At 73.4% G+C, this 15212-nt stretch carries 12 protein-coding genes and 1 riboswitch; of the genes, 6 read left to right on the forward strand and 6 right to left on the reverse strand.

From position 1 onward, the window contains the following. The first annotated feature begins 34 nt into the window (after positions 1-34). The 4 genes from OG447_RS26995 to OG447_RS27010 all read left to right on the forward strand — a co-directional run bounded on the left by OG447_RS26995 (position 35) and on the right by OG447_RS27010 (position 4350). Positions 35-1060: a hypothetical protein gene (locus tag OG447_RS26995; protein ID WP_266939924.1), complete on the forward strand. Its 1026-nt coding sequence runs from the start codon at positions 35-37 to the stop codon at positions 1058-1060. Beyond that, positions 1057-1620 carry a toxin-antitoxin system, toxin component gene (locus OG447_RS27000; protein WP_266939925.1) on the forward strand — a complete coding sequence of 188 codons (564 nt, stop codon included), beginning with the start codon at positions 1057-1059 and terminating at the stop codon, positions 1618-1620. The genes OG447_RS26995 and OG447_RS27000 overlap by 4 nt, the downstream gene beginning before the upstream one ends. A 121-nt stretch (positions 1621-1741) precedes the next feature. Beyond that, positions 1742-3187, forward strand: coding sequence for an NAD(P)/FAD-dependent oxidoreductase (locus OG447_RS27005; RefSeq protein ID WP_266939926.1), 1446 nt, complete (start codon positions 1742-1744; stop codon positions 3185-3187). Further along, on the forward strand, positions 3184-4350 hold the full coding sequence (locus OG447_RS27010; RefSeq protein ID WP_266939927.1) for an MAB_1171c family putative transporter: 1167 nt from the start codon (positions 3184-3186) through the stop codon (positions 4348-4350). The genes OG447_RS27005 and OG447_RS27010 overlap by 4 nt, the downstream gene beginning before the upstream one ends. A gap of 175 nt (positions 4351-4525) precedes the next feature. On the opposite strand, the gene OG447_RS27015 is transcribed toward OG447_RS27010, so the two are convergent. Continuing rightward, positions 4526-5386, reverse strand: a complete 861-nt coding sequence (locus OG447_RS27015) for a bifunctional 5,10-methylenetetrahydrofolate dehydrogenase/5,10-methenyltetrahydrofolate cyclohydrolase (RefSeq protein ID WP_266939928.1) — start codon at positions 5384-5386, stop codon at positions 4526-4528. A 33-nt stretch (positions 5387-5419) separates the two neighbouring features. Further along, a riboswitch (ZMP/ZTP riboswitch) is annotated at positions 5420-5513 on the reverse strand. A gap of 56 nt (positions 5514-5569) precedes the next feature. On the opposite strand from OG447_RS27015, the gene OG447_RS27020 reads away from it, so the two are divergent. Together OG447_RS27020 and OG447_RS27025 are read left to right on the forward strand one after the other, a co-directional pair. Beyond that, positions 5570-6331: a methyltransferase domain-containing protein gene (locus OG447_RS27020; RefSeq protein WP_266939929.1), complete on the forward strand. Its 762-nt coding sequence runs from the start codon at positions 5570-5572 to the stop codon at positions 6329-6331. A 215-nt stretch (positions 6332-6546) separates the two neighbouring features. Beyond that, entirely contained in the window at positions 6547-8118 is a 1572-nt protein-coding gene (locus OG447_RS27025) for an RNA polymerase sigma factor (RefSeq protein WP_266939930.1), read from the forward strand. Between the two features lie 4 nt (positions 8119-8122). Here the strand turns inward: OG447_RS27025 and OG447_RS27030 are convergent, their stop codons facing one another. The 5 genes from OG447_RS27030 to OG447_RS27050 form a co-directional block, all read right to left on the reverse strand. Continuing rightward, entirely contained in the window at positions 8123-9934 is a 1812-nt protein-coding gene (locus OG447_RS27030) for a hypothetical protein (RefSeq protein ID WP_266939931.1), read from the reverse strand. Continuing rightward, positions 9931-10992, reverse strand: coding sequence for an ATP-binding protein (locus tag OG447_RS27035; protein ID WP_266939932.1), 1062 nt, complete (start codon positions 10990-10992; stop codon positions 9931-9933). The genes OG447_RS27030 and OG447_RS27035 overlap by 4 nt, the downstream gene beginning before the upstream one ends. A 108-nt stretch (positions 10993-11100) precedes the next feature. Beyond that, on the reverse strand, positions 11101-11448 hold the full coding sequence (locus OG447_RS27040) for a hypothetical protein (protein ID WP_266939933.1): 348 nt from the start codon (positions 11446-11448) through the stop codon (positions 11101-11103). Between the two features lie 148 nt (positions 11449-11596). Beyond that, positions 11597-12991, reverse strand: coding sequence for an amino acid permease (locus tag OG447_RS27045; RefSeq protein ID WP_266939934.1), 1395 nt, complete (start codon positions 12989-12991; stop codon positions 11597-11599). 75 nt (positions 12992-13066) lie between these two features. Continuing rightward, a complete protein-coding gene (locus tag OG447_RS27050) occupies positions 13067-15205 on the reverse strand; it encodes a phage holin family protein (RefSeq protein ID WP_266939935.1) in 2139 nt (712 codons plus the stop codon). Positions 15206-15212: the final 7 nt, after the last annotated feature.

A 15212-nucleotide genomic window follows, 5' to 3' on the forward strand; every position in this document is an offset into this window, starting at 1 on the left:
TCGAACTCCTTCTCGACTCACGGAGAATCCGCAGGTGCGAGCCGCCGCCCGACCCGCCCTCGCTGCAATCTGGCGTCGTATCGAGGGGCTGTCGGACCAGCGCGGCAAGGATCCTGCCGAGGTGCTGGCCGTGGAGCGGCTGAGCCGTCTCTCCGGCGTCGAACCCGCCCGGATCCCCGGGGTGGTGGCGGGCACGGTCTGCGAGCTGGCGCTGGACCAGCGGGTGCACCGGCGGTTCCTGCGCCTGCGGGCCACCCGGCGCGACAAGCACGGCCGGGAGTGGCCGCTCGCCGCCATCGCCGACGACTTCGGGGCGCCCGGCGCCTCCCTCGGCCCCCTCAACGCGGGCACCGGACTGCCCCGGCTGGGCCACGCGGCCGGCGTGCAGCGCTTCTTCGGGGTCTACGCGGGCTTCCTGCTCGCCGACAGCAAGAGCGCGGTGGAGCGGGCCCTGGCCCTCACGTCGGCCACCGCCCCGGACCGCGGGGACGACCTGGAGCACCTGTCGTACCTGACGGGCATGACCCCGCACGCCGTCCGGCTGACCCTAGACGGCAGGCCGCCCCGGCTGCCGCTCAAGGAGCAGGTGCACCAGCGGTTCGAGCACCTGCGCCGCACCCGGCTCCGCGAGGACGGTCAGCCCCACGCGCTGGCCGCCATCGCCAAGTCCTTCGACGCCTCAGGGCAGTCCCTGACCCGGGTCGCCCAGCGCGAGGGCCTGCCGAACCTGGCGGCGGCCGCCGGGATCCAGCGCTTCTACGGCGTCGAGGGCGGCTTCCTGCTGGCCGAGGACACCGAGGCGCTCGCGACCGTGCTGTCCGGGATCGAGCGCGAACTGGAGTCCGCCGAACGGGAGGCGGAGAACCCGATGCTGGCGGTGATGCGGGGGCACGACGTGCGGAGCATCGTCACCCGGGCCGGGCGGCTGTCCCCGCAGGGCTGGAAGTCACTGGCCGACCACTTGGACGATCTCCTCGCGCGCGAGGGGCAGCTCGGGCTTCCGGGCACGAACGGCGGGGCACCGGCCGAGGGCCGCCCTGCCGAGGGGGGAACGCCATGAGGACCACGCGGGCCATGCGGAGGCTGGGCTGCGATCTGCTGGAGGGCGCGCGGCTGGCGCGCTCGGCGGACGTCACCGAGATCATCGCGCGCGTGTGCGCCGCGTACGGCCGACGGCGCGGCGGGCGGACCGTGGACTTCCGCTTCGTTCCGTTCCCGCCCGGCACCGCCAGCGGGCTCTGGCTCCAGATGGACGAGCGCGACCTCCTCGTGATCGAGGAACACACCCGGCCCGAACACCAGCTCGTCATCGCCTGCCACGAGTTATGGCACGTGGACGAGGGCACCTGCGACAGCCACGGACCGGGCATGGCGGTGGCCGCGCGGCTGACGGGCCGCAGCGGCGGACTCGCCGAACTGCTGCACTCGGAGGCCGGGCTGAGCTCGGTGGTGCGGCAGGCGGCCGCCCGGGCCGACCAGGAGGATCCGGCGGAGATCCGGGCCGAGATCTTCGGCCTGCACCTCGGCAAGATCCTCAAGGGGTACCTGCCACCACCCCGGGAAGAACAGTTCCCCGAGGCGATCGAGCGCATCAAGACCTCGCTCGGCTGGGGACGTTGAGCGCCGCTCCGGCGGCCGGGCCCAGGGCGCGACCTGGTCCCGGCCGGCGGCCGTGCGCCACCCCGCCGAGCAACTTCCCCGCCGATGCCCTTCGCACGGCCCTGACAGAGAGCACCACACGATGACCCAGTCTTCCCCGCCCCGCCACGCCGTCGTCATCGGCGGCAGCATGGCCGGCCTGCTCGCGGCCGCCGTGCTCGCCGAGCACGCGACGGTCACGATCATCGACGCGGACACCCTGCCGGACAGCCCGGCGCCCCGGCGCGGACTCCCGCAGGCCCGGCACGTCCACGTCATGTGGTCCGGCGGGGCCCGCGCCATCGAGGAGATCCTCCCGGGCATCACCGGGGACTGGACGGCGGCGGGCGCGATCCGCCGCAGCCTGCCCACCGACCTCGTCACGAAGACCGCCCAGGGCTGGATCCCGCGCTTCGGCGAGAAGCAGTTCAACATCTCCTGCAGCCGCGACCTCCTCGACTCGGTGGTCCGCGCCCGGGTGACCGGCCTGACCGGCGTCTCCACCCTCCAGCAGAGCCGGGTCCGCGGCCTGGAGGGCACGGCGGCACGGGTCACCGGCGTCCGCGTCGACACCCCGGACGAGGCGGGCAGGCTCATCGCCGCCGACCTCGTGGTGGACGCGTCCGGACGCGGCTCCCGCGCCCGGAACTGGCTCCAGGAACTCGGCGTCAGCGGCATCAGGCGGGCCGAGGTCGACTCCGGACTGGTCTACGCGACACGGATCTTCGAGGCACCCGCCGGAGCCCACGCGGCGAACTTCCCCATCGTCAACGTGCAGTCCGACCCGCGCGTGCACGTACCCGGCCAGACGGCCACCATCGTGCCCATCGAGAACGGCCAGTGGCAGGCCACCCTGTCCGGGACCCGGGGCGGCCAGCCGACCGGCGACCCCGACCAGTTCATCCCCTTCGCCAAGGGCATCCGGGACCCGATCGTCGGCGAACTCCTGGAGGGGAAGAAGCCGCTGACGGACGTCGCCGTCACCCAGGGCACCGCCAACCGCCGGATCTACTTCGAGAAGGCCGACCTGCCCGACGGCTTCTTCGCCGTCGGCGACTCGGTCGCCACCTTCAACCCGCTGTACGGGCAGGGCATGACGGTCGCCGCCCAGGGACTGCTGGCCGTACGCGCCCTGCTGCGCGCCAGGGGCGGGCTCTCCCACCCCTCCCTCGGCCGCCAGGCCCAGCGGGCGCTCGCCCCGCAGGTGAGCACCGCCTGGGAGCTGGCCACCTCGCAGGACATCCTCTACCCCGGCGCCACGGGGATGCGGCCCCGGGCCGGCGCCGGGGTACTCAACGGGTACGTCGACCGGCTGATGACGGGCGCCACCACGCGGGAGGCGCTCACCGCGGCCTTCCTCCAGGTGATCACCATGAGCAGCGCGCCCACGTACTGGCTGCGCCCCTCGGTGGTGTGGCGCGTGCTGCGCGCCTCGGACCGGGAGGCCCTGAAGGCGCCGCCGCTGACCGCGGCCGAACGGATCGTCGCCGGCCTCGACCAGGACGCCGACCCGGTGGGCCCGGCCGACCCGGTCGGCCGGGCCAGATGACGGACGGCCTCATCCTCTACGTGCCGGGCGCGGTCCTGATCCTGGTGCTCCTCGCCAAGGCCCCGACACTGCGCCGGGGCTGGGACCAGCCGCTGATGCGGGCGGTCTGCGCGCTGCTCGTCGTCGGCTCCCTGGTCATGTTCCTGGCGGCGCCGCCGACGATCTCCGCGGTCAACCGTCTCACCGGGGTGGTCAACTTCTCGGCGCCGCTCGTGTTCGGTGTGCTCACCGCGTTCTCGGGCTCCTGCGTGGTGCTGGTCCTGCAGTGGGGCGGCGGCCCGCCGGCCGTGGTCCGGCGGGCGACGTGGCTGACGGTGGCCGTCTTCGGCGGGGTCTCGCTGCTGATCGTCGTCCTGTTCGTGATCGGCGACGCGCCCGTGGAGCGGCTGCGCGACCTGGACACGTACTACGCCAACACGCCGTGGATCCGCGAGATGATCATCTGCTACCTGCTCGCGCACACCGTCGGCAGCTCGGTCCTGACGGGGCTGTGCGGGAAATGGCTGCTGAGCGCCGACCACTCGCTGCGGCCGCTGCGCACCGGACTGGCCCTGATCGTCTTCGGCGGGCTGCTGGACCTCGGCTACCTCGTCGTGAAGTGGGCCGCGCTGGGCGCCCGCTGGACCGGCCGCGACTGGGACCTGCTGTCCACGCACGTGGCCCCGCCGCTGGCCTCCGGGGCGGCCCTGATGGTCGGCACGGGCTTCATCGTGCCGCTGGTGGGCGGATCGCCGGCCTGGCGGGACTTCAGCCGGTACCGGCGGCTGCACCCGCTGTGGAAGGCGCTGCGCGGCTTCGCCGCCTCCAGCGTCCGCACGGTGCCGCTGACCTGGTGGTCGCCGGTGGGGATCCGGCTGATCCACCGGGAGTCCGTCATCGACGACGGGATCCTGGCCCTGGCCCCCTGGTTCGACCCCGCCGTACGGCGGACCGCGTACGAGGCCGCGCGCGGGCAGGGCCTGTGCGAGGCGCGGGCCGCGGTGGTGGCGGACGCGGCCGTGCTGGCCGCGGCCTGCCAGGGCCGGGCGGCCGGCGCCGGGCCCGAGCACCCGGACCCGTACCGCCTGGACAGCCGGCCGCTGACCGCCCTGTCCCGGGAGTTCCGCGGCTCCCCCGTCGTGGCCGCCGCGCGCCGGGCCGCGGCCGCGGCCGCGCGGAGCTGAGGGCTGGGGGCAAGGGCGGGGCAGGCGCGCCCCGGGCCGACGGGCCCGGGGCGTTCGACGTGCGGTGGCCGGTGCGGCGCGTCAGAGGGCCGCGAGGTTTGGACGGGTGAGTCCGAAGTGGCGCCTGCGGGGAGGTGCCAGGCACGCCCTGCGGGCGGACGACGCCACCTCGGACTCACCCGTCCAGACCGGCCTGCGCGGCGGCGGCCTGGACGGTCTGCTCCAGCAGCACGGCGATGGTCATCGGGCCGACCCCGCCCGGTACGGGGGTGATCAGCGAGGCCCGGGCGGCGGCCGACTCGAAGTGGACGTCGCCGACGTTGCCCTCGTTGTACCCGGCGTCCAGGACCACCGCGCCCGGCTTGATGTCCTCGCCGCGGATGAACTCGGCCTTCCCGACGGCGGCGACCAGCACGTCGGCCTGGCGCACGATCGAGGGCAGGTCCTGGGTGCGCGAGTGGCAGTAGGTGACGGTGGCGTTCTGCTCCAGCAGCAGCATGCCGGCGGGCTTGCCCAGGATCGCGCTGCGGCCGACGACGACGGCGTGCTTGCCGGTCAGGTCCACGTCGTAGGCGGCGAGCAGCCGCATGATCCCGCCGGGGGTGCAGGAGACGAAGCCCGGCAGGCCGAAGCCCATGGCGGCGAAGGAGTGCATGGTGACCCCGTCGACGTCCTTGCCCGGGGCGATGGCCTCGAAGGCGGCCCGCTCGTCGATGTGGTGCGGGACGGGGTGCTGGAGCAGGATGCCGCTGATCTCGGGGTCCTCGGAGAGCGCGGTGAGGGTGGCCACCAGCTCCTCGGTGGTGGTGGCGGCCGGCAGCTCCACGTGGCGGGAGGTGATCCCGGCCTTGGCGCAGCGGTTCTGCTTCATGCGTACGTAGGTCACGGACGCGGGGTCCTCGCCGACCAGGACGGTCGCGAGGCAGGGCGCGGTGCCGGTGCGCTCGGTGATCTTCGCCGCGTGGGCGGCGGTCTGCTCCGAGATGCGCCGCGCGAGGGCGGTGCCGTCCATCAGCTGGGCAGTGGCGGTCGTCATGGGGTCTCCTGAACGTCGCTGCGGATCGCGGTCGCGGTTCGCCCAGGCGCGCGGCAGTCGACATACGGGAGTACGCCGGGCCGCTCCCCGGTGGTGATCCACCCGAACGCCAGTCACGGCCCGCGTCCACTGTAGTCGACATATCCGGTGGTTGACCGGCGCCCGACCTGGGACGATCTAGACATGACGCGCACTTTCGACCACCTCGTCGCCGAAGCGGAATCGGTCTCCGTGGACGGCTGGGACTTCTCCTGGCTCGACGGCCGGGCCACCGAGCAGCGCCCCTCCTGGGGCTACCAGGGGCTGCTGCGGCAGCGCCTGGCCGGGGTCCGGTCCGTGCTCGACATCCAGACCGGCGGCGGCGAGGTGCTCGCCGGGTCCGGTCCACTGCCCCCGCTGACGGTGGCCACCGAGTCCTGGCCGCCCAACGTCCAGAAGGCCACCGAGCTGCTGCACCCGCTCGGCGCGGCCGTGGTCGCCGACACCGACGAGCCGCCGCTGCCCTTCGGGGACGGGGCCTTCGAGCTGGTCACCAGCCGGCATCCGGTGACCATCTGGTGGGACGAGATCGCGCGCGTGCTGCTGCCCGGCGGCTCCTACCTCTCGCAGCAGGTCGGTCCGGCGAGCGTCTTCGAGCTCGTCGAGTACTTCCTCGGCCCGCAGCCGGAGGAGGTCCGGCGCGGCCGGCACCCCGACGACGCGGTGACCGAGGCCACAGCGGCCGGCCTCGAAGTGGTCGATCTGCGGTCCGAACGACTGCGCACGGAGTTCCACGACATCGGAGCCGTGATCTACTTTCTACGGAAGGTGATCTGGATGGTGCCCGGCTTCACGGTCGGGCAGTACCGGGACCGGTTGCGCGAGCTGCACGAACGGATCGAACGCGAAGGTCCGTTCATCGCGCACACCGCCCGTTTCCTCATCGAGGCCCGCAAAACGGGCTGACGGCGGGGCCGGACGGATCCGCGCCGAATCGGTTGCGCGGCCACAGCGTGGCGCAGGTCACTCAATTCAGCGCGTAACGAATCGACTCGGGCGTGCGATGAACCGACAGGTGTCCTCGCGCGGCCCCGGAATACAGACCCCCCTCGGGTCTGTTTCCCGAGTTCGCGCGATGATGTCCCGTCCACCCCATATCTGTTCGCAACGAGAGGCTCCTTGTGTCGCTCAGCCCGTCCCGTACGTTCCCTCCGGAGATCGCCGAATCGGAGGCCCTCGTCGCGCTCGTCGAGCGCGGCCGCGAGCAGGGTCACATCAACGGTGACGACGTGCGCCAGGCCTTCGAGGCCGGCCGCATCCCGGTGGACCAGTGGAAGCGGGTCCTGCGCAGCCTGAACCAGGTCCTGGACGAGGAGGGTGTCGCCCTTCACGTCAGCGCGGCCCCCGCCACCAAGGCTCCCGCCAAGAAGCCCCGCAAGGCCGCCGCCCCCGCCCGCACCGTGGCCAAGAAGGCCGCCGCCGCGCCGCGCCCCATCGGCGCGCGCAAGACCGCGGCCGCTCCCGTGGCCGCCGCGGCGGCTATATCGGCCGACACCGAGGCCGCTGCCGAGGACTCGGCGGATGCCGCCGAGCCGAAGAAGCGCACGGTCAAGAAGACCGCCGTGAAGAAGACGGCCGTCAAGAAGACCGCCGCGGCGAAGAAGACCGGCGCCAAGGACGGCGACGAGGGCGAGCCCCCCGTGGCCGAGGGCGAGGACTGGGCAGCCGAGGACCTCGACGAGGGCGACGAGAAGGAGACGCCCAAGACGGGCGGCAGCGCCGGCTTCGTCCTGTCCGACGACGACGAGGACGACGCCCCGGCGCAGACGGTCATGGTCGCCGGCGCCACCGCCGACCCCGTCAAGGACTACCTCAAGCTCATCGGCAAGGTGCCGCTCCTCAACGCCGAGCAGGAGGTCGAGCTCGCCAAGCGCATCGAGGCGGGTCTGTTCTCCGAGTACAAGCTCGAAGAGGAGGAGGACCACAAGCCCGCGTTCAAGCGCGAGCTGGAGATCCTCGTCGAGGACGGCCGCCGCGCCAAGAACCACCTGCTGGAGGCCAACCTCCGCCTCGTGGTCTCCCTCGCCAAGCGCTACACCGGCCGCGGCATGCTCTTCCTGGACCTGATCCAGGAGGGCAACGTCGGCCTGATCCGCGCCGTGGAGAAGTTCGACTACACCAAGGGCTTCAAGTTCTCCACGTACGCCACGTGGTGGATCCGGCAGGCGATCACGCGCGCCATGGCCGACCAGTCGCGCACCATCCGCATCCCCGTCCACATGGTCGAGATCATCAACAAGCTGGCCCGTGTCCAGCGCCAGATGCTCCAGGACCTCGGCCGGGAGCCCACTCCGGAGGAGCTGGGCAAGGAACTCGACATGACCCCCGAGAAGGTCATCGAGGTCCAGAAGTACGGCCGCGAGCCGATCTCCCTGCACACCCCCCTGGGTGAGGAGGGCGACAGCGAGTTCGGTGACCTCATCGAGGACTCCGAGGCGGTCGTGCCCGCCGACGCGGTCTCCTTCACCTTCCTCCAGGAGCAGCTCCAGTCCATCCTGGGCACGCTCTCGGAGCGCGAGGCGGGCGTGGTCTCCATGCGCTACGGCCTCAACGACGGCCAGCCGAAGACCCTGGACGAGATCGGCCGCGTGTACGGGGTCACCCGTGAGCGCATCCGCCAGATCGAGTCCAAGACCATGTCCAAGCTGCGCCACCCCTCGCGCTCGCAGGTGCTGCGCGACTACCTCGACTAAACCGTCAGGTCAGTCGGAAGACCGGCCCCCGCGGCGTGAACGGCAGGGAGGCACCCTGCGGAACCAGATAGGCGTGCTCGCGCCGGATCCGCAGGGTGTCGCACCACCCGTCCGTGATCACCAGCACCGGGGCGCCGGGCGGGAAGTCCTCGGCCCGCTGGAGCAGGTCGATGCCCGGCTGCAGCACGGTCCCGCCGCGCCCCCGCACCTTCACCCGGCCCGCGATGTCGGTGGGCGGCAGATAGCCCGCGTCGTACGGCGCCGCGTCACAGAACACGACGCGTGCCGCCGGTACGTCGCGGGCTTGCGCGTACGAGGCGATCGCGCCCAGCGCCTTGCCGAGCAGGGCGGCGTCCATGGAGCCCGATGTGTCGAGCACCACTCCGAAGGTGCAGCGGGCGACCTCCTCGGGCGGGAAGTAACGGCCCGCGCGCGGGATGTCCGGGGTCGAGGCCTGGCGGCGGGCCGGGCGCGCGTAGGACCGTACGGCCACCGGACGTGGCACGTACTCGTCGAACCAGCGCGCGAGCCGGGCGTCCCAGGGCACGGGAGGGTGGGCCAGCGCCCGGATCTCCTGGACCAGCCCGGCGGGCAGCAGTCCGCGTTCCCCGTACGCGTGCAGGTCGAAGCCCTGGACCAGGGCGCGCCGGTAGAACTCGTCGAGGTCCGTGTACGGGCAGCTGCCCGCGTGCGGCAGCGGTTCCCCCAGGATGTCCCCGAGGCCCTTGCCCCGCAGGGTCGCGAGGCGGCGCATCCTGCGCAGGTCGGTGGTGAGCCGGTCGTAGACCTCCTCGACGGACAGGTCCTTCAGCGCCTGGTCGTGGAGGAGTCCCTCGGGCATCTCGCCGATGCCCATCTCCACGAGCCAGCCGTTGACCACGTAGTCGGCCGCCACGTTGTGCAGGTAGGGGTCCCGGGCGCCGCGGCGCTCGCCGTGGCGCAGGGCGGCGTGCAGCATCTCGTGGGCGAGGACGAACCGCCATTCCTCGTCGGTGAAGCGGCGCAGTGGGTTGACGTAGATCTCTCCGGCGCGCGCGCTGACCGCCGCGACCGCGATGGCCTGGGAGCGGGCCAGCTCGGCGTCGGCGACGATGCGCAGCCCTCCGGCGAGCCCGCCGAGCAGCGGGTACGAGGAGACGAACCAGTTCAGCGCGCGGTCCCAGGGGTGCTGGCGGACGCGCTCCCCGGTGATCCGGTCGCGGCGGCCGCCGGCCACGTCCATGGCGGCGGAGACGCTGCGGGTGAGGGCGTGCGCGAAGGCGGTCTCCCAGTCGGGGACGGTGTTGTTCCAGGCGTTCCAGGCCACCAGGACCTGGTCGGGGTGGTCCCCGGCGGTCCCGCACTGCTCGTAGGCGGCGGGGATGCCGTCGCGGCGCCAGCGGGCGGCCAGGGTCTCCTCGTCGCCGCCGGGGTACTCGGCGGGCAGGTGGTCGGGGGCCCGTCCGGCCGGGAAGGTCAGCAGGAAGCGGTTGACGACGGCGCAGCGGGCGGCGCGCTCGAAGCGGTCGGGCTGGGGCCGGTCCGCGTCCTTGGCGGCCGGGACGTGGCCGAAGCCGAGGTGGAGGAAGGCGTGGGCGAGCGTCCAGGCCCATTCGCGGGGGTCTGCGCGCCGGGTGGGGTGGACGTGGACGGTGCCGTTGGAGTCCACGGCGGCCAGTCCCCCGGCGGGGGTGGCCGCGCACTTGGCCTGGCGGCAGATTCCGGCGTCGACGGCGGCGAGGGCCGGGTTCCGCTTGACCAGGGCGAGGCCCTCGGCGAAGGCCTCGGCGGCCGGGTCGGGCCGGTCGTCCTTCCGGGCGCGGGTGCGCGCGCTCACCGGCGGGCCTCGACGAGGCGGGGCATGTCGCGGGCCGCTTCGACGAGGAACCAGGCGGGCAGTACGGGCAGGCCGTCGGTGTCGTCGGCGATGACGGTCTGGGCCACCTCGACGGAGATCTCGGCGAGCTGGACGAGCAGGGACTTGGCCCGGTGGGCGGTCTGCCGGACGGCGGGCGAGACGTGTTCCCTCTGCGCCGGGAGTTCCTTGACCAGGCGGCCGCGGAAGGCCTCGGCGAGGAAGTAGAGCAGGTCGCGGTCGGCGAGGCGGGTGGGCCAGGAGGCGTCGCCCTTGAGGATGGCCTCGATGCCGAAGGTGTGGCGGACGATCTTCGCGTAGCCGCAGAAGGAGACGGCGTGCGCGGGGGTCAGGGTGCCGTGCGCGACGATCTTCAGGGTCTGCTCGTCCAGGCCGGTCCCGAAGGAGTGCAGGGCGTCGGAGAGCATGTGCCAGGACCGCGGGGTGGAGAAGGGCTCCTCCGTCTTGGGCGGCGGCGACCAGAGGTGGTCGGGGCGGTCGGTGACGTAGTCGGTGACCCAGGGGTGGATGCCGTTCTCCCCGGCCCACACCAGCCAGTCGGCCGCGGACGCCTGGAGGTGCACGTGGGTGAGGCGGTTGACGAGGGCCGAGGCGATGGGGCGGGCCAGGGCGTTGTCGGTGGCGCGGTTGCCGGCGCCGATCACGATGGAGCCCGCGGGGAGTTCGTAGGAGCCGATCCGGCGGTCGAGGATCAGCGAGTAGAAGGCTTTCTGGACGTCCGGGGTCGCGGCGTTGAGCTCGTCGAGGAAGAGGCAGTAGGGCTCGTCGCGGGCGATCGCCTCGGGCGGGCAGAACACCGACCGGCCGTCACGGATCTGGGGTACGCCGATCAGGTCCTCGGGGGCGAGCTGCGTACCGAGGAGGCTGACGCACTCCAGCCCGAGCGAGTCGGCGAACTTCCTGACCAGCGAGGACTTGCCGATGCCCGGCGCCCCCCAGAGGAACACGGGACGCACGGTGGCGAGGCCGAGGAGCAGTTCGGGGATCTGGGCGGGGGTGACGGTGACGGCAGCCTGCACGGACTTCCTTCGCGGCGGGAGGGGCGGAACGCGCCCAGTGTGGGCGCACCGGGCGCCCGGCCGCAGCCGATTTTCCCCGCACGGGGACCCTCGTCGGGTCCCCCAGGGTCAGTGGATGACGCTGAAGCTGCGCCAGGGGAGGCTGGCGGGGGCCGTCACGTTCGAGAGGGTGGTGGCGACGTAGATGCCGTCGTCGCGGTCGCCCTTCCGGCAGTCCGGCGTCCGGTACAGGACGACGTCGACGAGGGTGTTGTTGTGGACGTGGGTGGCGCCGTGCGGGACGGCGATGCGGTGGCAGCCCTGCACCGGGGTGTTGGAGTAGCTCACCTCGAGCGTGGAGTCGTGGCCCCGGAAGCTGAGCTCGCCCACGGTGGTCCGGCCCGCCGAGCAGGCGGTGGCGGTCAGCAGCAGTGCTGCGACCCCGGTCATGACGCCGATACGCCGGCTGTGGGTCATGGCGCGGTCCTCGTCTGTGCGGTTGCGGCTGTCATTGGCCACAGCCTGCCCCGGCGGGGTGGGGACGGCATCCGGGGTGCGGCCGTCCGGGTGAACCCATCCCGGACGGCCGCGTCCCGGCACGGGCCTCACGCGCCGGTACGGGGCCTCACGCGCCGGTGGGGGCTCCGGCGCGGCGCGCCCGGCGGGCCGACATGACGGCGTGGACGAGGACGCCCGCGAAGAGGAAGAGCACGCCCTGGTAGACCGCCGCGTAGCCGGACCCGGCGACCAGCCACATCGAGAAGCCGAAGGCCAGGCAGGCGAGGACCGCGTCGCGCACCAGGCGGGCGCGGTCGACGCGCTCCGCCTGGCCCGTGGCGAGGAAGTAGACCTGGGCGGCGGTGGACAGCAGGTACGGGACGGTGGCCGTGAAGGTGGTGACCAGGACCAGCATCTCGAAGACGCCCTCCGAGCCGGATGTGTAGTTGTAGACGGTCAGGCCCGAGGCGAGGAGGACCGTGACGAGGACGCCGACGACCGGTACGCCGCGCTTCTTGGTCGCGAAGGCCTTCGGGAAGAGCCCGTCCTGGGCGGCGGCGTACGGGGTCTGCGCGCTGAGCAGGGTCCAGCCGTTGAGGGCGCCCGTGATCGAGACCACGGCGGCGCAGGCGACCACCGTGCCGCCCCAGGTCCCGCCGAACATGGCGTTCACGGCGTCGGTGAAGGGAGCCTGGGAGGTGACGAGCGTGTCGTGCGCGACCAGGCCGAAGACGGCGAGGGTGCCGAGCAGGTAGACGGCGGCGGCGCCGGCGGTGCCCAGGATCGTGGCCCGGGCGACGTTGCGGGCCGGGTCGCGGACCTCGCCCGCGCTGACGGCGGCGGACTCGACGCCGAGGTAGCTGAAGAGCAGGATCGCCGCGGAGGCGGAGACGGCGCCGACGGCGCTCTGGTCGGTGGCCCGGAAGGGGCCGAGGTTGTCCGCGTCGAAGAAGAACAGCCCGCCCACGGCCACCAGCAGCAGCGGGACGAACTTCAGCACCGTCGAGACCAGTTGGACCGCACCGACGTAGCGGGTGCCGGCCAGGTTGGCGAGCGCCGGGAGCCACTGCACCGCCAGTGCGGCCAGGCACATCGACCACTTGTGCGCGCCGACGGCCGGGAAGAGCACCGACAGGTAGCCGACCGATGCCACCGCGAGGGCCGCGTTCGAGACCCAGCCGGTGATCCAGTAGCTCCAGGCGGCGAGGAAACCGGCGAAGTCCCCGAAGGCCGCGCGGGCGTAGACGTACGGGCCGCCGGTCCGCGGGTGCCGTTGCGACAGGCGGCCGAAGACCAGCGCGAGGGCTATCGCCCCGACGGTGAGCACGGCGAAGGCGACGAGGCTGACGGTCCCGAAGGGAGCCACCGAGGCGGGGAGCAGGAAGATTCCGCCGCCGATGATGTTGCCCATGACCAGGCAGGTGGCGACGGGAAGTCCGAAGCGGCGCGCGTGCGGGTCGCCCTGCGGGCCGGACCCCGCGGTCCCTGCGGTCTCGGTGGGCGGGGCTACGGTGCTGGTCATCGGTGGTGTGCCTCGAAATGTCTCACATGGTGGGCAGGTCGACACATGGTCGGCCACCGCGCAGGCGGCACCAAATCAGCGGATTTCGTCCCGTGCGGGCACCCCTGTGGGCGGAAGGGTTCCGCCGGTGTCCCCCTCCGGCCGCGGATCCTCCGCCGGCCCCTCGGCGGGCCGCGAGGCGGCCCCGGGTCCGACCGGGACCTGCGGGCCGTCCGCCTCCCGCAGCCAGCGCCGCAGCACCACGTGCACCGACTCCGCGCCCACCAGCTCGGCGCCGGGGTCCGAGAGGTCCTTCGGCCACATCAGGAACGGGTGCCCCTGTTCCCCGCCCAGACCGCCGTGCGAACCGATCTGCTCCTCGAAGGCGTGCACCGCGCCCGTACGGGGGTCGTACGCCGAGTTGACCATGATGTCGGCCACGTGCGGGAAGGAGTCGGTGCGCCGGACGGCCCCGGCCGCGCCCGGGCCGAAGGGCGCCAGGAACTCCTCGGCCTCCCCCGGGACGTCCAGCCGTGCCGTCGCCCCGCCCGGGCCCAGCACCACCCCGTCCACCAGCAGGAAGCCCACGCCCGGATGGTTCGCCAGGGTCGCCAGCAGGGCGGGGTGCGCGCGCTCGATCCACTCCCGCGAGGCCCGGCCGGGGACCACCGGGAAGGAGATCAGCCCGAGGTTGCCCGAGGCCAGCACCACCGGGGCGGAGCCGGGCTCCGGACCGGCCTCCTCGTCCTCCTCCACCGGCCGGTGCAGGGCCGCGAGGACGGCGGCGCGGGCCTCGGCGCCGCTGCGGGTGCGGCCGGCCCGGCGGGAGACCGGCAGCCCGCAGCCGGCCCGCACCAGGTCCTTCAGGGTGAGCCCGTACCTGCTCAGGAACGTCTCGCCCGGGCTCTGCCCGTGGTCCGACAGCAGCACGAGCCGGTACTGGCGCGGCGCGTGCTCGGCGACCCGGGCGATCAGGGCGAGACTGCGGTCGAGGCGGGCCAGGACCCGGTCGGTGTCCCGGCCGCTCGGGCCGCTGTGGTGCGCGACCTCGTCGTAGGCGACCAGGTCCGCGTAGACCGCGGCGCGGCCCGCGAGCATGTCCCCGATCACGGCCGCCACCACCACGTCGCGTTCCACCACCGTGGCGAAGGCCCTGATCAGCGGGTACAGCCCGCCCCGGGACACCCTCGGCTGCTCCCCGCGCATCCGTGCCCGCACCGACTGGCCGACCTCCCGTGCCACCTCGGCGACGAAGGACAGGGCCGTACGGACCGCGTTGGCCGGGTCGGAGAAGTACGCGAAGTAGCCCGCGCGGGACCGGTTCGCCCGGCCCCGCCTGGCCGAGACCGACAGCACCAGCGCCAGCTGGTCGGCGCCGCCGCTGAACAGGTTGCCTCGGCTGGCCCCGTCCAGGGTGAGCAGGCCGCCGTCGCCGGTGCGCTCGACGGCCCGCCGCTGGAGTTCGGCGGCGCTGGTGGGCCGGTTGCAGACCACCACCTCGCCGGTGTCCTTCTCGTACCAGCGGAAGGCCGGCACGTCGAAGGTGGAGCCGTGCAGGATCCCGAGCTGGCTGGCCCCGGTCTGGCTGGACCAGTCCGTACGCCACGACGCGACGCGGTGGCTGTCGTCCAGCCAGGCCCGCACCGTCGGCATCAACTCGCTGTCCGAGGCCCGGCGCAGCGCCTCGTACCCGACCCCGTCGAGCTGGAGGAAGACCAGGCCCGGCGCGGCCCCGGCCGCTCCGCGCGCGCCCGCGCGGCCCTGCCTGCGGCGGCGCCGGTCGGCGAGCCGGTAGAGCCGGCGCCGGTAGGCCTCGTCGTCGCGCACGGCGAGCGCGGTCGAGGTCGCCGAAGCCACGGCGGACATCACCGCGGCCACCACCACGGCGGTCTCCGGGGCCACCTCGCCCCGGCCGGCCGGGATCAGGCTGAGCGCCAGCAGCAGCAGCGAGCCGTTCAGGAAGAAGACGAGCAGCCCGAGCACCAGCGCGGGCACCAGCAGCAGCGCCCGTACGAGCACCGGCCAGACGAGAGCGCTCAGCAGGCCGAAGGCTCCCGCGCCCCAGGCGGCGGTCAGGCCGATCTGCGTGATGCTGTCGCCGTCACCGTCGCCGGACTGGAGCCGGAAGTCGGGCAGGATCCCGGCCAGCGCGAGCATCGTGAGGGTGGACACCGCCCATACGAGGATCACCCGTACCAGGGCGCTGCCCGCGGTCCGCCACCGTCCTCGCCACACGCCGCAC

Source organism: Streptomyces sp. NBC_01408, from assembly GCF_026340255.1.
Classification (GTDB): Bacteria; Actinomycetota; Actinomycetes; order Streptomycetales; family Streptomycetaceae; genus Streptomyces.